The following is a 16,785-nucleotide window of genomic DNA, read 5'->3' on the forward strand; positions in this document are numbered from 1 at the left end:
GGCTCGGGAGGAGCCGGTTACATCTTGCCCCGGTTACATCTTGCCATCGTCCTGGAAGACCTCGGTCCAGTCCTTGACGAGGCCGTCGAGCGCATCCTTGGCCGAGCCTTGCCCGGCAACGACATAGTCGTGGAAGCGCTTCTGCGATGCCTGCAACAGCGGGGCATAGCTCGGCTCGGCCCAGAAGTCCTTCACGATGGCCATCGAGTCGAGGAAGGTCTGCGCGTAGGGCTGGCTGGCCGGGAAGGCCGGGTCCTTGACGACCGCGTTGAGGCAGGAATAGCCGCCGAGCGACCACCATTTGGACTGCACGTCCTTGTTGGCGAACCATTTGATGTATTTGAGCGCGGCTTCCTGCTTGTCGGAATAGGAGACCACCGAGATGCCCTGGCCGCCGAGCTGGGCGAACTGGTCGCCGTCCGGACCTTTGGGATTGACGAAATAGCCTATCTTGTCGCCGCCGACATTCTCGTCCTTCTGCAGGCCTGGCCAGGTGAAGGCGAAGTTCATGTGCATCGCCACCTGGCCGGATTTGAAGGCATCGACGCCTTCGCCCATGTAGCTGTTCGAGGCGCCGGGAGGGGTGCAGCAGTCATAGAGCGCCTTGTAGAACTCCAGGCCCTTCACCGATTTATCGGAGTTGACGAAGCCTTCCATCTCGTAGGGCTTTTTCGGGTTTTCGTACTGGAAGCCGAAGCTGTAGAGTACGTCCATGGCGCCCATGGTGATGCCTTCCGAGCCGCGCTCGGTATAGATCGACGCGCCATAGACGGTTTTGCCGTCGATCTCGCGTTTCTGGAAGAATTCGGCGATCTGCTTCAGCTGGTCGAAGGTCGTCGGCGGGCCGAGATCCCAGCCATACTTTTCCTTGAATTCCTTCTGCAGCTCCGGCTTGGAGAACCAGTCCTTGCGGTAGGTCCAGCCGACGACGTCGCCCATCGCCGGCAGCGCCCAGTAATTTGGCGAGTTCTTCGGCCATTCCGAATAGCCGACGACGGTCGCCGGCACGAAATCGTCCATGCTGATCTTCTCCTTGTCGAAGAAGTCGTTCAGCTTGACGTAATGGCCGTTCTCGGCGGCGCCGCCGATCCACTGGCTGTCGCCTATGATCAAGTCGCACAGCTTGCCGTGCGAATTCAGCTCATTGAGAAAGCGGTCGGCATAGTTGGTCCACGGCACGAATTCGAATTTCATGCCGATGCCGGTTTCCTTGGTGAAGTCCTTGGATAATTCCACAAGCGCGTTGGCCGGGTCCCAGGCTGCCCAGCAAAGCGTCAGATCTTCTGCCTGCGCGACGTTCGAAACGGCTGTCGACGCAACGAGTGCCGAGGCCAGACCCAACGCCAATTTAAAGGTCGATTTCATGCCTTCCTCCCATTTGCGAAACGCGTCCGGATGACGGTTTCAAGAGCCCGCTAAACCCCTCTCCTCCGGGGCCTAAACACAATGGCGGTAACGCCCGGATGTTTAGTAATTTGTTTAGTGATGCAATTTTTACTAAACAACGCAAGCGAATTCGTTGCTGCGCCGCAGCATGGCGGACGAGAGCGATGTGAGAAGCAGCGGTGGCCGGTCTATGTGACCGTCTTGTTGCTGACCGTCACTGGGCGGATCGCTGGGGCCGGTGGCAGCAGCGCGCGGATGTCGGCGAAGGGGAAGACCGGCTCGAAGCGGAAGGCCTCCGCGAACGCCTCGGCTAGGCCGTTGCACTGGCCGGCGCGAAAGGCGTTCTGCGTGCGCGCCGCGTCGACGAAACGCTCGGGATCCTGCGACTGGTGCGCCCGGATCGCCTCCGCCTTGAGATCGAAATGCGTGGAGGTATCGACGTAGTGCGTTGGCGAAAACCCGGTGCCGCCGAACGTGTCGGCATGCAGCACGGGCACCGTGAATGACGCTGCGATGCGCACGCCATCCGACAGCGCGCGGTGGTCGCCATGATAGTCGTTCGGCGCATGCGTGATCGCCAGATCCGGCCCTATCTCGCCGATCACTGCTTTCAGGGCAGCGATCAGGGCGGCGTCCGCCACCAGTGCCCCATCGGGAAAGTCGAGGAAGCGCGGCGTCACGCCAAGCAGACCGGCCGCCGCGGTCGCCTCCTTGCGGCGCGTGCGGGCAAGCGCGGCCGGATCGCCGTAGCCGCCCCTGGTGCCATCCGTGGCTATGGCAAAAAAGAGTTCTGCGCCTTGCGCGGCATAGGCCGCCATCGTACCGAACATGAAGATCTCGATGTCGTCCGGATGCGCGCCAAGCGCCAGTATCTTCACTCTCATCTCTCCCGGAAACGGAAAAACGTGCCCAACGGAATTCTGCTCGCTCTCATCGCCTATGCAAGCTATTCGTGCAGCGACGCCGTTGTCAAAAGCCTGGGCGGGCAGTTCAATGTCTTCGAGATCGGCTTCTTCTCGACATTGTTTGCCGGCTGTTTCCTGCTTTTCGCCAGGCCGCCAGGCGAGCGCTGGCGCGATTTCTGGCGCACGACCCGGCCCTGGGCGGTACAGGCCCGCGCCTGGGCCGGCATCGCGTCGGGCGTGCTCAGCGTCTATGCCTTCACCACCATCCCGCTGGCGGAAGTCTATGCGCTGATCTTCCTGGCGCCGCTATTCGTCACCATCCTGGCCACGCTGGTCCTCAAGGAGAAGGTCGGCCCCTGGCGGTGGCTGGCGGTGGTCGCTGGCTTTGCCGGGGTTATGCTGGTTGTCAGGCCTGGTTTTCGCGAGCTGCATCTTGGCCATCTGGCGGCGTTCATCATCGCTTTCCTGGCCGCCACCAGTGTCATCCTGATGCGTTCGCTCGCCGCGCAGGAAAAGCGCACGACGATGCTCGGCGTGCTGATCGGCTACGGCCTGTTCTTCAACGGCGTCGGGGCGGCGGCCACCTCGTTCTCGCTGCCGGATGGCAGGCAATGGGCGTGGCTTGTGCTGGCCGGCGCCTTCACCGCCGGCGGCCAGCTGCTGCATCTGCTGGCGGTCAAATACGCACCGGCCAACCGCATCGCGCCTACGCATTACTCGCAGATCGTCTGGGCGGTGCTTCTGGGCGCGCTGTTCTTCAGGGAATATCCCGATTTTCTGTCGCTGGTCGGGCTCGCCGTGGTCGCCGGTTCCGGCCTGCTGACGATGGTGCGCGAGGAGGTGCGGCTCGGCACGGTGCGCTGGAACCCGTTTTCGCGGACCAGGCTTTGAATCGGCGCCGAGGTTGCGCCGCGACCGTCACCGCTGATATGCGATCGGCGCCAACTGGCTGCACAGCATAGCCCAATGACCACAAAACCCTTGCCGGACCTGCCGGTCTCCGCTGTCTTGCCGGCGCTCGATGAAGCGCTGAGCCATGGTAACAGCGCCGTGCTGGTGGCGCCGCCCGGCGCCGGCAAGACGACTTTGGTTCCACTGGCGCTGCTCGACGCTGAATGGCTCGGCGCCGGAAAAATCATTCTGCTCGAGCCTCGCCGCCTCGCCGCCCGCGCTGCCGCCCGCCGCATGGCCGAATTGCTTGGCCAAGAGCCCGGCGAAACCGTCGGCTATGCCATGCGCATGGAAAACCGCACGTCCGCAAAGACCAGGATTCTCGTCGTCACCGAAGGCGTGCTGTCCCGCATGATCCTCGACGATCCCGAGCTGCCCGGTGTCGCGGCGGTGTTGTTCGACGAGTTCCACGAACGCTCGCTCGACGGCGATTTCGGGCTGGCGCTGGCGCTCGACGTGCAAAGTGCGCTGAGGCCCGACCTCAGATTGCTGGTGATGTCGGCGACGCTCGATGGCGCGCGTGTCGCAAAATTGCTGTCCGGCGCGCCGGTGATCGAGAGCGCAGGCCGCGCCTTCCCGGTCGACATCCGCTATGACGAGCGGCCGGCCGGCATCGCCATCGAGGACGCGATGGCCAGAGCGATCCGCTCGGCGCTTGCCGGGGAGGAGGGCAGCGTGCTCGCTTTCCTGCCCGGCCAGCGCGAGATCGAGCGCACCGCGGAGCGGCTGGCCGGCAAGGTCGGCGCCGACACCGATATCGTGCCGCTCTACGGCATGCTCGACAACAAGACGCAGGATGCGGCGATCAAGCCTGCGCCGCCCGGCCGCCGCAAGGTGGTGTTGGCGACGTCGATCGCCGAAACCTCCATCACCATCGACGGCGTGCGCGTCGTCATCGATTCCGGCCTGTCGCGGCTGCCGCGCTATGAGCCGGCGAGCGGCCTGACGCGGCTGGAGACGGTGCGTGCTTCGCGCGCTTCCGCCGACCAGCGCGCCGGCCGTGCCGGGCGCACGCAGCCCGGCGTCGCCATCCGGCTGTGGCGGGCCGAGCAGACGGCGGCATTGCCGGCCTTCACGCCGCCGGAAATCCTCGAGGCCGATCTTTCCGGGCTGTTGCTCGATTGCGCCGCGTTCGGCGTCGCCGATCCAACCAGCCTGTCCTTCCTCGATCTCCCGCCGGCTGCGGCGCTCACCGAGGCGAGGGCGCTGCTGCGTGCGCTCGATGCGGTCGATGCGGCAGGACGCCTGACGGAAGCCGGTGCCGCGATGCGCAGGCTGGCGCTACCGGTGCGGCTCGCCCACATGGTCGCCGAGGCGGCAAGGACCGGACAGGGGCTCGAGGCGGCGATGCTCGCCGTGCTATTGACCGAGCGTGGCCTTGGCGGCGAGGGTGCCGATCTCGAACGGCGGCTGATGCGCTTTCACGCCGAAAGATCGCCGCGTGCCACCGCTGCCCGGCAGCTGGCCGAGAGGTTGGCAAAGCAGGCTTCACCCTCCCCCTCGAGGGGAGGGTCGGCGAACGAGCCGAGCGCAGCGAGACGAGGGAGACGGGGCGGGATCGCCGATGGCGTGCCCGAACCGACCCCGCCCCGATCCGCTACGCGGATCAACCCTCCCCTCAAGGGGGAGGGCAGCACCGCTGGCTCGCTCCTCATCCATGCCTGGCCGGATCGGGTAGCCAGGGCGGGCGGCGAGCGTGGCCGCTTCGTGCTTGCCAACGGCTCGGGCGCCATGCTCGACGCCTCCGATCCGCTGGCCGGCGAGACCTGGCTCGTCGTCGCCGACCTGCAGGGCAAGACGCAGAACGCCCGCATCACCGCGGCGGCAGCCATCGATGAGACCGATATCCGTGCCGCGCTGGCGGAAAGGATCGGGACGCGCCGCGAGGTCCGCTTCGACCGCGACAGGCGCGCGGTGCGGGTGCGCGAAACGGTTCGCCTCGGGGCCATCACGTTGTCCGAACGCATGCTGCCGGCGCCGACCGGTGCCGACGCGGATCGCGCCATCCTCGACGCCTTGCGCGAACACGGCCTGTCCCTGTTGCCGTGGACCAGGGAGGCGGAGACGTTGCGGCAGCGGCTCGGATGGCTGCATCGCGGCCTCGGCGCGCCATGGCCCGATGTCTCCGATGCCGCGCTCGTCGAGCGCCTCGACGACTGGCTGCTGCCATTCCTTTCCGGCGCCACAGCCTTTACGGCGATTGATCCTAGCGTGCTTTCGCAAGGCCTGATGACGCTGGTGCCGCACGAATTGCAGCGCAAGATCGACACATTGGCGCCGACCCATTTCGACGCGCCGTCGGGCAGCCGGCTGCCGATCCGCTATGACGGCGAATGGCCGGTGCTGGCGGCGCGCGTGCAGGAGCTGTTCGGCCTCGACCGGCATCCGGCGATCGCCAACGGCACTGTGCCGCTGACCCTCGAATTGCTGTCGCCGGCGCACCGGCCGATCCAGACGACGCGCGACCTGCCCGGCTTCTGGCGCGGCTCCTGGGCCGATGTGCGGGCAGAGATGCGTGGCCGCTATCCCAGGCATGTCTGGCCGGAGAACCCGCTTCTCGCCGCCGCCACCAGCCGCGCGAAGCCGCGCGGTACCTGATGCTTCCCGGACCATGACCACAACCCGAAGGTCCGCGTCAGCGGAAGGTGGTCCCGGTTTTCGGAAAGACCTCCAGCGGTTTCCCCTCTATAATCCCGCCATGATAAACATTCTGCACGCGCCCGACTTCCAGCAAAGCCAGCGGCTGCGCCTCAACACGCTGATCAGGCTGCGCTGGCTTGCCATTGTCGGCCAGAGCCTGACCGTGCTTGTCGTCGCCTACGGGCTGAAATTTCCGCTGCCGGTCAGCATGTGTTTTGCGCTGATCGCTTGTTCGGCCTGGATGAACCTGTTGCTGACCTTCCGCTATCCGGCGGCGCATCGGCTTACCCCGTTCTCGGCCTTTGCCATCCTGACCTTCGACAGCCTGCAGCTTGCCGGCCTGCTCTACATGACCGGCGGCCTTACCAATCCGTTTTCGCTGCTGATGACCGTGCCCGTCGTCGTCTCGGCGACGTCGCTGCCGCTGCGCTTGACGGCTCTGCTCGGCGCGCTGGTGATCGTGGCGGCGACGCTGCTGGTCTTCTACCACCTGCCGCTGCCCTGGCATGAGGGGGCGCCATTGGCGATGCCGTTCATCTATGTCGCCGGCATCTGGATGGCGGTGTTCTGCTCCATCGCCTTTACCGCGATCTATGCCTTCCGGGTGGCAGAGGAGGCGCGGCTGCTTGCCAAGGCGCTTGCCGCCACGGAATTGGTGCTGCAGCGAGAACAGCATCTCTCGGCCCTCGACGGCCTCGCCGCGGCCGCCGCGCACGAACTCGGCACGCCGCTCGCCACCATCACGCTTGTCGCCAAGGAGATGGAGAAGGCGCTTGGCGAAGATCCGAAATACGGCGAGGACGTGAAGCTGCTGCGTTCGCAGAGCGAGCGCTGCCGCGAAATCCTGAAGCGCCTGACCAGCCTTTCCTCCGAGAGCGAAGTGCACCTCTCGCGCCTGCCGCTGACCTCGCTGGTCGAGGAAGTGACGGCACCGCACCGCGATTTCGGCATTTCGATCAAGCTTCGGCCGGGCGAGCGCATCGGCCCGGAACCGGTGGGCCGGCGCAATCCCGGCGTCATTTACGGGCTCGGCAATTTGGTCGAGAACGCTGTCGACTTCGCCCGCAAGAACGTCACCATACGCTGGAAGTGGAACGAGGCCGCCGTCAGCTTCTCGATCATCGACGACGGGCCGGGCTTTCCGCCGGAGATCATCGACCGTATCGGCGAACCCTATATGTCGACCCGACAAGGCACCGAAGCCGGCGGCGGCCTCGGCCTCGGCCTATTCATCGCCAAGACCTTGCTCGAACGCTCTGGCGCGACGCTCGATTTCCGCAATTCGAGCGAGCCCGGCGAGGGCGCTATCGTGCAGATATCGTGGCCGCGCAGCGTCTTCCTTAATCCCGAGCAGGCTTCGGCCACCATGTTCGACACGGCCTAAATTGGACAATAGCGTTGCGAAACTATATTTGCGTAAAAATCAGGCAGCAGGATTTTCAGCACGATGAGTACTGACGAAACGATTGGCGCAATGGTCGAAGGCGAGGACACCTCGCTGCTGATCGTGGACGACGACAGGCCGTTCCTGACGCGGCTTGCCCGCGCCATGGAAACCAGGGGTTTCGTGGTCGAGACGGCGGAGAGCGTCGAGGAGGCGGTTGCCAAGGCGCGCGCCAATCCGCCGGCCTATGCGGTGGTCGACATGCGGCTGGCCGACGGCAACGGCCTCGACGTCGTCGCTGCCATTCGCGAGAAGCGCGACGATGCTCGCGCCATAATCCTTACAGGCTATGGCAACATCGCCACTGCGGTGACGGCGGTAAAGCTCGGCGCCATCGACTATCTATCGAAGCCGGCCGATGCCGACGACATCTTTGCAGCCCTGACCCGCACGGCGGGCGAACGTGCCGCGCCGCCGGAAAATCCAATGTCGGCTGATCGCGTGCGCTGGGAACACATCCAGCGCGTCTACGAAATGTGCGACCGCAATGTCTCGGAAACCGCACGCCGCCTGAACATGCATCGCCGCACGCTGCAACGCATCCTCGCCAAGCGCGCGCCGCGCTAAAAGGTTCTGACTGCAGGCTTGCCCGGCCAGCGCCGTTTGCGCATCATCGCTGGGCGGTGCGTCGGACCTTGCCGCTGATACGACGGAGGCGACATGCAGGACGAAAAGCGGCTGGTCTCCATGCTGCGCGAATTCCTCGACAGCGAGGCGGCCGGCGGCCTCATCCTGATGGCTGCGGCGGCCCTGGCCCTGATCGTCGCCAATTCGCCGCTGGCCGAAGCTTATTTCTCCGCCCTCCATGCCTATCTCGGACCGCTCAGTGTCTCGCACTGGATCAATGACGGCCTGATGGCGGTGTTCTTCCTGCTGGTTGGCCTCGAGATCAAGCGCGAGATGCTCGACGGCCAGCTCTCGACCTGGCCGCGCCGCGTGCTGCCCGGCATCGCCGCCGCCGGTGGCATGGCGGTGCCGGCACTGGTCTACGTCGCCATCAACCGCAACAATCCAGCCGCTCTGTCCGGTTGGGCGATCCCGACCGCCACCGACATCGCCTTTGCGCTCGGCGTGCTGTCGCTGCTCGGCAGCCGCGTGCCGGGCTCGTTGAAGATATTCCTTACCGCGCTAGCCATCATCGACGATCTCGGCGCCGTGCTCATCATCGCGGTGTTCTATACCAGCGGCCTGTCGCTCGCCTATCTCGGCGCCGCCTTCGCCGTCATCGCGCTGCTGGTGGTGCTCAACCGCATGCGGGTGCTGACGCTGCTGCCTTATATCGTGCTTGGTGTCGTCCTGTGGGTTTTGGTTTTGAAATCGGGCGTCCATGCGACACTCGCCGGGGTCGCGCTGGCTCTCACCATACCGCTGAAGATCTCGCCGGGCAGCGGCCACGATCTCGACCATTCGCCGCTGCACCGGCTCGAACACGGCCTGCACAAGATCGTCGCCTTTTTCGTCATCCCGATTTTCGGCTTTGCCAACGCCGGCGTCTCACTCGGCGGTCTCAGCGCTGCCGCCCTGGTCGAGCCGCTGACGCTCGGCGTCGCCGCGGGTCTCGTCGCCGGCAAACTGGTCGGCGTGTTCGGGTCTTCCGCGCTTGCTATCCGGCTCGGATTTGCCGATCTGCCGGTCAATGCCGGCTGGCCGCACATGATCGGCATTTCGCTGCTCTGCGGCATAGGCTTCACCATGAGCCTGTTCATCGGCCTGCTCGCCTTCGCCAGCGAAGTCGCTCTGCAGGACGCGGTCAAGGTCGGCATCCTCGCCGGCTCCCTTATCGCCGCGCTCGTCGGCGCCGCTGTGCTGCTGGTAGCGCCGGCCGCGAGCGGGGCGGAGGAGGCGGAAGAATAATCGCGTGGCGCCTTCGGCCTGAGGCCACCGTCTCCCCGAGGGCGCTATCCGTGCGCAATCATGACGTGGCGGACTGCGGTATAGTCCTCCAGCGCATATAGCGACATGTCCTTGCCGTAGCCGGATTGTTTCAACCCGCCATGCGGCATCTCGTTGGTCAGCATGAAATGGGTGTTGATCCAGGTGCAGCCATATTGCAGGCGGGCGGCCGTCGCCATGGCGCGCGAAACATCCTTGGTCCACACCGACGACGCCAGGCCGTAGTCAGAATCATTGGCCCAGTTCACCGCTTCGTCGACTTCGGAAAAGCGGGTGACCGAGACCACCGGGCCGAACACTTCGCGGCGCACGATCTCGTCCTCCTGCAGCGCGCCGGCGACGACGGTCGGCTGGTAGAAGAAGCCGGAGCCCTCGCCCGGCTCGCCGCCCGTAGTGATCTCGATGTGCTTGAGCTCCGAGGCGCGCTCGACGAAGCTCGAGACGCGGTCACGCTGGCGACGCGAAATCAGCGGGCCGATCTCGTTTTCTGTATCATCGGGGCGATCATACTTGATGGTCGAGACCGCAGCGGAGAGGTCCGCGACGAGTTTGTCATAGATCTTCTTGCCGGCATAGATGCGGCAGGCGGCGGTGCAATCCTGGCCGGCATTGTAATAGCCGAAGGCGCGCAGGCCGTTGACCACCGCACCGAGTTCGGCGTCGTCGAAGACGATGACCGGCGCCTTGCCGCCGAGCTCGAGATGTGTGCGCTTGACCGATTTAGCGGCGGCCTGCAGCACCTTCTTGCCGGTGGCGACGTCGCCGGTGATCGAGATCATGTTGACCTTCGGATGGTTGATCAGCGTGTTGCCGACGCTGTCGCCGCGGCCGAGCACGACGTTGACGACGCCTTCCGGCAGGATCTCGACAAGGATTTTCGCCAGCTTCAGCGCGGTCAGCGGCGTCTGTTCCGACGGCTTGAAGACGACCGTGTTGCCGCCGGCAATCGCCGGCGCCAGCTTCCAGGCCATCATCATCAGCGGATAGTTCCACGGCGCGATCGAGGCCACAACGCCGATGGCGTCGCGGCGGACCATCGAGGTGTGGCCGGGAATGTATTCGCCGGCGACCTGGCCAGGCATCGAGCGGACCGCGCCGGCAAAGAAACGGTAGCAGTCGACGATCGCCGGGATCTCGTCATTGAGCACGGCATTGATCGGCTTGCCGCAGTTCAGCGCCTCGACCGCCGCGAAATCCTTTGCCGCAGCCTCGATGCGATCGGCGATCTTCAGGAGATAGCCGGCGCGCTGCGCCGGTGTTGTGCGGGACCAGGTGACGAAGGCTTTTTCGGCGGCAAGTACGGCCGCCTCGATCTGCACCGGGCTGGCCTCGGGCAGATTGAGGATGGTCGCCCCGGTCTTCGGGTTGAGGATCGGTTCCTCGGTCTCGGTGCCTTTTTCGAATTTCGAGCCGATCAGCATCTGCGTGTCCATGGAAGTCTCTCCCTTATGAACGAGATCATTTGCCCGAACCGGCGATCTGGTCGCCGTCGCGGGTCAGGTAATAGGCAGCGAGGATGGGAAGCAGCGTCACCAGCACCACGACCATGGCTACGACATTGGTGACCGGACGCTGGCGCGGACGGATCAATTCCTCCAGCATCCAGATCGGCACCGTCTGCTGCTGGCCGGCGGTGAAGGTGGTGACGATGACCTCGTCGAAGGACAGCGCAAAGGCAAGCATGCCGCCGGCCAGCAGCGCGGTTGCGATGTTGGGCAGCACGACATGCCGAAAGGTCTGGAAACCATCGGCGCCGAGGTCCATCGACGCCTCGATCATCGAGCCGGACGTGCGGCGGAAACGGGCGACCGCATTGTTGTAGACGACGACCACGCAGAAGGTGGCGTGGCCGAGCACGATCGTCCAGAACGAGAACGGGATTTCGGCCAGCGCGAAGGCTGAGCGCAGCGCGATGCCGGTGATGATGCCGGGCAGCGCGATGGGCAGGATGACCAGCAGCGAGATGGTTTCGCGGCCGAAGAATTTTGTGCGCGACACGGCAGCGGCGCACAGCGTGCCGAGGACCAGCGCGATGGCGGTCGAGATCGCCGCGACCCGCACCGACAGCGATAGCGCCTGCCAGACGTCGGGGCGATTCCAGGTGACGGCGAACCATTGCGTGGTCAGGCCCGGCGGCGGCCAGACGAAGCTCTTCTCCTCGGTGGTGAAGGCATAGACGAAGATCAGCAGAATCGGCAAATGCAGGAAAAGCAGGCCGCCGGTGGCAGCGAGCTTCAGGCCGATCGGCGCGGATGGGCCACGGTCAGAGCGCATCGAAGGCCCCCATGCGCTTGGCGCCCCAGAGGTAGAAGCCCATGATGACGATAGGCACCACGGTAAAGGCGGCGGCGAGCGGGATGTTTCCGGCGGTGCCTTGCTGCGAATAAACGGCCTGGCCGATGAACAGCCGCGAGGTGCCGATGATCTGTGGGATGATGTAGTCGCCGAGCGTCAGCGAGAAGGTGAAGATCGAGCCGGCGACGATGCCGGGCAGCGCCAGCGGGAACAGCACGTTGCGGAAGGTCTGCCCGGGCGAGGCACCGAGATCGGACGAAGCCTCGACCAAATTGCCCGGCACGCGCTCGAGTGCGGCCTGCACCGGCAGGATCATGAACGGCAGCCAGACATAGACGAAGACGATGAAGGTGCCGGTTGAGGAGACCGACAGCGAGTTGCCGCCGACGACCGGCAGCGACAGCCAGGCGTCGAGCAGCCACAGAAGATGCAATTTGGCCAGTAGCCACGTCAGGATGCCTTCCTTGGCGAGGATCAGCTTCCAGGCATAGATCTTGACCAGGTAGCTCGACCACAGCGGCAGCATGACGCCGAGATAAAACAGCGCCTTCCAGCGGCCGCGCGCATAGCGCGCCGCGTAATAGGCGATGGGAAAGGCGATGACCGCCGCCGCCAGCGTCACCAGCGCCGCCATCGTCACCGTGCGCAGGATGATGTCGAGATTGGCGGCCTGCAGCAGGTCGCCATAAGTCTTCAGCGTGAACTGCCGGTTGATCAGGCCGGAGAACTCGTCGATCGAAAAGAAGCTCTGCAAAAGCAGTGCGAAGAGTGAGCCGATATAGACGATGCCGAGCCACAGGACCGGCGGCAGCAGCATGAGCAGAAGCAGGAATTGCGGCCGGCGCCAGAAGAGGTCGGAGAGCGCGCCACGCAGGCCGCCGCTGCCCGGCAGGATGGCGGGCGCCGTGGCCCGCGGCATGGCAGCGTCCAGGCTCATCCGAGATCGTCCATCAGATGTAACTGCTCGCGGTTGAAGGTGAGCACCACCGCCTCGCCTTCCCGGGGCAAGGCAGCACCCGCCGGCACGATGGCATGCAGCCGCAAGCCCTCTGCATCGAATGCCAGTCTTGTCGTGGCGCCGAGATAATTGGTCGACACGAGGCGGGCGGCAACGCCGTCGCCCTTGGCCGCCCGGCCGATGCGAATGGATTCGGGCCGCAGGCTGCCCCAGCGATGCTGGCCGGCATAGCGCTGGACGAAATCCGGCGGCAACACGTTGGACGAGCCGACGAAATCGGCGACGAAGCGGGTCTTGGGGCGCTGGTAGATGTCTTCCGGCGTGCCGATCTGCATGATCTTGCCATCGTTGAACACTGCGACGCGGTCGGCCATCGACAGCGCTTCGCCCTGGTCGTGGGTGACGAACACGAAGGTGATGCCAAGCGCCTTCTGCAGCGATTTCAACTCCTCCTGCATGTTTTCGCGAAGCTTGAGGTCGAGCGCGCCGAGCGGCTCGTCGAGCAGCAGCACCTTGGGCTGGTTGACCAGCGCCCGGGCGAGCGCGACGCGCTGGCGCTGGCCGCCGGAAAGCTGGCCAGGGCGACGCGCGCCGTAGCCGGGAAGCCGCACCAGCGCCAGCGCGTCTTCCGCCGCCTTTTGCCGCTCCGGTCTGCCGATGCCTTTGACCATCAGCCCATAGGCGACGTTGTCGAGCACGTTGAGATGCGGGAACAGCGCATAATCCTGGAACACGGTGTTGACGTTGCGGCGATAGGGCGGCACGCCCTCGGCGCGTTCGCCGAAGATCGAGATCGACCCCGCCGTCGGCTGCTCGAAACCGGCAATGAGGCGCAGGCACGTCGTCTTGCCCGAGCCGGAAGGCCCGAGCATGGCGAAGAACTCGCCCGGCACGATGTCGAGATCGACCGCGTCGACCGCACGCACGCTGCCGAAATGGCGGGAGACTTTTTGGAAGGAAACGGCGGAGGTCATGGGGCTGTCCTGATCTGTCAGGCTCATCAAATTTTTCATGCGGTTGCGCCGCCCCTCATCCGCCTGCCGGCACCTTCTCCCCGTATGGTGGACGGGGAGAAGGGAGACGCTCCAACGCTGGCGGCGGCCCCCCGTTCTTCACCGGGAGAGGGTAAGGGTGACGGGCAGCGCCGGGCTTCGTAGGTGAGGCGAACTCACCGCCCGCCGATGACGCCGATATAGTCCGACACCCAGCGGTAGTAGGGCACGCACTGGTCGTTCTGGGTGGCGCATTTCGAGACCGGCGTCTTCCAGAACTTGATCTTGTCGAAATTGTCGTAGCCGTTGGTCTTGCAGCCGTCTTCGCCGAGCAGTTCGTTGCCCTTGCAGGCGGCGGGCACCACCGGCAGCGAACCGAACCAGGCGGAGACGTCGCCCTGCACTTTCGGCGACAGCGAATGCTCCATCCACATGTAGGCGCAGTTCGGGTGGGCAGCGTCGGCCTCCATCATCGTGGTGTCGGCCCAGCCGGTAACGCCCTCCTCGGGGATGGTCGAGGCGACCGGCTTCTTGGCCGCGATCAGCGTGTTGACCTGGTAGGGCCAGGAGCCGGAGGCGACGACGCCTTCGTTCTGGAAATCGTCGACCTGGATGGCGGCGTCGTGCCAATACCGTCCGACCAGCGTACGCTGGACCCGCAGAAGGTCGAGCGCGGCCTTGTACTGGTCCTCGGTCAGTTCGTACGGATCCTTGATGCCGAGCTCCGGCTTGTGGGCCATCAGGTAATTGGCGGCATCGGCGATGTGGATGGGCCCGTCATAGGCCTGGACGCGGCCCTTGTTCGACTTGCCGTCGGGAAGCTTCATTTCCTCGAAGACCACGTTCCAGCTCTTCGGCGCCTCCTTGAACACTTCGGTGTTGTACATCAGCACGTTCGGCCCCCACTGATAGGGGACGCCGTAATGGACTCCGCCGACGGTGAACCAGGGCGCATCCTTCAGCCGGTCGTCGACCGTCTTCCAGCTCGGTATGAGGTCAGTGTTGATCGGCTGGACGCGCTTGCCGGCGACAAGGCGCAGCGAAGCGTCGCCCGAGGCGGTGACGAGATCGAAGCCGCCCTCGTTCATCAGCGAGACCATCTCGTCGGAGGTGTTGGCGGTCTTGACGTTGACCTTGCAGCCGGTTTCCTTCTCGAACGAAGTGACCCAATCATAGGCCTTGTCGGTTTCGCCGCGCTCGATATAGCCCGGCCAGGCGACGATATTGACCTCGCCTTCGCCTTTGCCGAGCTCCTTGACCTGGGCGATGGCCTGGCCGGAGAAGCTCAGCGCGACCGTCAAGGCAGTGCATGATTTCAGCAATGAATTCATCGTCGATCTCCCATTTTTGCATGACCTCGAAACCGGTTTCGGTTTTCGGAAGAAGATCATGCGCCCGTTCAAAGACGTTGGATGCGCGGCTCTGAGGGCCGTGCTCCGGCGGCAGCTTTGTTCCCTGACCGAAAAGTGCTGCGAAATTTCCGGTTTCGCAAATTCATTTATCAGAAAGCCGATATCGATTTTTCCGATACGTCAGCGGCCAATCTTCTCGGGCCGTTGGCGCACCATGCGTTGCGACTGGGCAAGTCCGATGAAGTCGCGCGCCGCCTGCGGCAGACCGGAGCCGCGCCGCCAGACCATGCCGACCTGGACGACCGGCAACGACCCCGAAATATCGCGCGATTCGATGCGGTCGCCTTCCAGCGACCATGGCCGGTAGACGAGATCGGGCAGCAGCGCCACGCCGGCGCCGGTAGCGACGAGGCTGCGCACCGCTTCGACCGAGCGGGTGCGGAAGGCGACATGCGGCTTGGCGCCGATTGCCGTCAGCAGCTTTCCGGTATTCTCCTCGATCTCGTCGACGGTCAGCATGATCAGCGGTTCCGAGGCGATGTCGCCGATGCCGATGATGTCGGCACCGGCCAAGGGGTGGCCGAGCGGCAGCCACAGCCGATAGGCCGAGACTTCGAGGATTTCGGACTGCAGCGCGGTGCGGTCGCGCAGGTTCGAGGTGACCATGACGGCAATGTCGAGCTTGCCGCCGATCAACAGATGCTCGAGATAATCGCCATTGTCCTCGATCGCCGAGACCTCGACACCCGGATAGGCGCGGCGGTAGCGGGCAAGAAGATCGGAAAGCACATAGCCAGCGACCAACGAGGTGACGCCAAGTTGCAGCCGCCCGCTTGCCGCGATCCGTTCACCGAAGAAGGCGCGGCGCGCATCGGAAACGTCGGCCAGGATCTTCCTCGCATGGCGCAGGAACTGGTGGCCTTTGTGGGTGATGTTCAAGCCGCGCGGGTGGCGCTCGAACAGCTCGACGCCGAGATCGTGCTCCAGCTCCTTGATCGCTTCGGTGACCGAGGATTGCGAGATCGACAGGTTCTGGGCGGCGCCCGACACTGTGCCCTGCTCGGCCACGGCGATGAAGAACTGCAATTGGCGGATGGTGAAAGCCATGACCGGACTAAACACGGCAGAGGCGGCGCTGGGAAGTGGGTGCTGGTGCCGATCTGCCGATAGAGCTCAGCCCTCGCTTCCGCCGTCGGCAATGCTGAGCCGCGCGCCGGCCTGGACGAGGGCGGCGGCGATGTCGTGCGGCGGCGGCCGGTCGGTGGCGAGTTCGGAAAAGCCGCCGAAGCCGCAGACCTGAACAAGGCCCTGGCGGCCGAATTTGCTGTGGTCGGTGACGACTAGCGAACGCTGGCCGCGCGACAGCACCATGCGGGCGAATTCGGCCTCTTCCAGATCATAGTCCATGACGCCGGTGACGGCATCGACCGCACCGGTCGATATCACTGCATGGTTGACGGAAAAGCGGCTGACGAATTCGATGGCCGAGACGCCGAAGGCAGCACCGGAATCGCTGCGCAGCTCGCCGCCGGCCATATAGACCTTGTTGCCGTTGACGGTGGCCAGTGTGCGGGCGATGTCGGAGGAGTTGGTGACGACCGTCAGCCGCCGGTGGCCGAGCAGTTCCCGGGCCAGGAAAGAGGTGGTGGTGCCGGTGTCGAGCATGATGGACTCGCCGTCGCGGATGGTGGCGGCGACCATGCGGGCAATAGCCCGCTTGGCATCGGCGTTCTCGCGCATGCGCCGCTCGAACGGCGCTTCGCCGGCAAACGACGGCAGGCTGATGGCGCCGTGCATCTTGAGGATGGAACCGTCGCTGGTCAGTGGCTTGACGTCGCGGCGTACCGTCTCCAGCGAGACGCCCAGCCGGTCGGCCAGGCTGGCAATGGTAACGGTGCCTTCCTCCTTGAGGAGGCGCAGGATTTCGCCATGCCGCTTCGAGTGGAGCATCAGTTCCATCCGGTCGGAT

Annotated in this window: 14 protein-coding genes; 5 read left to right on the plus strand and 9 right to left on the minus strand. The window is 64.8% G+C overall.

The features are described 5' to 3' along the window. Positions 1 to 33: 33 nt before the first annotated feature. A complete protein-coding gene (locus tag NKI79_RS05135) occupies positions 34 to 1,365 on the minus strand; it encodes an ABC transporter substrate-binding protein (RefSeq protein WP_254816117.1) in 1,332 nt (443 codons plus the stop codon). A 209-nt stretch (positions 1,366 to 1,574) separates the two neighbouring features. Then, the gene (locus tag NKI79_RS05140; protein WP_352800253.1) at positions 1,575 to 2,264 is read right to left on the minus strand and encodes a PIG-L deacetylase family protein; all 690 of its coding nucleotides are present in this window, start codon (positions 2,262 to 2,264) and stop codon (positions 1,575 to 1,577) included. A 27-nt stretch (positions 2,265 to 2,291) separates the two neighbouring features. Here NKI79_RS05140 and NKI79_RS05145 point away from each other — a divergent pair, with 27 nt between their 5' ends. From NKI79_RS05145 to nhaA, 5 genes are all read left to right on the plus strand, one after another. After that, positions 2,292 to 3,182 (plus strand): DMT family transporter, encoded by an 891-nt coding sequence (locus NKI79_RS05145; RefSeq protein WP_352800255.1) that lies wholly within the window; start codon positions 2,292 to 2,294, stop codon positions 3,180 to 3,182. 75 nt (positions 3,183 to 3,257) lie between these two features. Further along, positions 3,258 to 5,840, plus strand: coding sequence for an ATP-dependent helicase HrpB (hrpB, locus tag NKI79_RS05150; protein ID WP_352800257.1), 2,583 nt, complete (start codon positions 3,258 to 3,260; stop codon positions 5,838 to 5,840). Positions 5,841 to 5,940: 100 nt separating this feature from the next. Continuing rightward, positions 5,941 to 7,266 carry an ActS/PrrB/RegB family redox-sensitive histidine kinase gene (locus NKI79_RS05155; RefSeq protein WP_352800258.1) on the plus strand — a complete coding sequence of 442 codons (1,326 nt, stop codon included), beginning with the start codon at positions 5,941 to 5,943 and terminating at the stop codon, positions 7,264 to 7,266. Positions 7,267 to 7,329: 63 nt separating this feature from the next. After that, positions 7,330 to 7,893: an ActR/PrrA/RegA family redox response regulator transcription factor gene (locus NKI79_RS05160; RefSeq protein WP_352800260.1), complete on the plus strand. Its 564-nt coding sequence runs from the start codon at positions 7,330 to 7,332 to the stop codon at positions 7,891 to 7,893. A 93-nt stretch (positions 7,894 to 7,986) separates the two neighbouring features. Further along, positions 7,987 to 9,180: a Na+/H+ antiporter NhaA gene (gene nhaA, locus NKI79_RS05165; protein WP_352800262.1), complete on the plus strand. Its 1,194-nt coding sequence runs from the start codon at positions 7,987 to 7,989 to the stop codon at positions 9,178 to 9,180. A gap of 44 nt (positions 9,181 to 9,224) precedes the next feature. On the opposite strand, the gene NKI79_RS05170 is transcribed toward nhaA, so the two are convergent. From NKI79_RS05170 to NKI79_RS05200, 7 genes are all read right to left on the minus strand, one after another. Beyond that, on the minus strand, positions 9,225 to 10,652 hold the full coding sequence (locus NKI79_RS05170) for a gamma-aminobutyraldehyde dehydrogenase (protein WP_352800263.1): 1,428 nt from the start codon (positions 10,650 to 10,652) through the stop codon (positions 9,225 to 9,227). Positions 10,653 to 10,677: 25 nt separating this feature from the next. Next, the gene (locus tag NKI79_RS05175) at positions 10,678 to 11,493 is read right to left on the minus strand and encodes an ABC transporter permease (RefSeq protein WP_352479858.1); all 816 of its coding nucleotides are present in this window, start codon (positions 11,491 to 11,493) and stop codon (positions 10,678 to 10,680) included. After that, a complete protein-coding gene (locus tag NKI79_RS05180) occupies positions 11,483 to 12,433 on the minus strand; it encodes an ABC transporter permease (protein WP_254816389.1) in 951 nt (316 codons plus the stop codon). The genes NKI79_RS05175 and NKI79_RS05180 overlap by 11 nt, the downstream gene beginning before the upstream one ends. A 14-nt stretch (positions 12,434 to 12,447) precedes the next feature. Then, on the minus strand, positions 12,448 to 13,446 hold the full coding sequence (locus NKI79_RS05185; RefSeq protein WP_352800265.1) for an ABC transporter ATP-binding protein: 999 nt from the start codon (positions 13,444 to 13,446) through the stop codon (positions 12,448 to 12,450). 194 nt (positions 13,447 to 13,640) lie between these two features. After that, positions 13,641 to 14,795 (minus strand): ABC transporter substrate-binding protein, encoded by a 1,155-nt coding sequence (locus NKI79_RS05190; protein WP_352800267.1) that lies wholly within the window; start codon positions 14,793 to 14,795, stop codon positions 13,641 to 13,643. 201 nt (positions 14,796 to 14,996) lie between these two features. Next, positions 14,997 to 15,923 (minus strand): LysR family transcriptional regulator, encoded by a 927-nt coding sequence (locus NKI79_RS05195; protein ID WP_254816127.1) that lies wholly within the window; start codon positions 15,921 to 15,923, stop codon positions 14,997 to 14,999. A 66-nt stretch (positions 15,924 to 15,989) separates the two neighbouring features. Beyond that, complete coding sequence (locus NKI79_RS05200) at positions 15,990 to 16,766, minus strand: DeoR/GlpR family DNA-binding transcription regulator (RefSeq protein WP_352800268.1); 777 nt, start codon at positions 16,764 to 16,766, stop codon at positions 15,990 to 15,992. Positions 16,767 to 16,785 lie beyond the last annotated feature (19 nt).

This window comes from Mesorhizobium sp. M0340, from assembly GCF_040321535.1.
Taxonomy (GTDB): Bacteria; Pseudomonadota; Alphaproteobacteria; order Rhizobiales; family Rhizobiaceae; genus Mesorhizobium.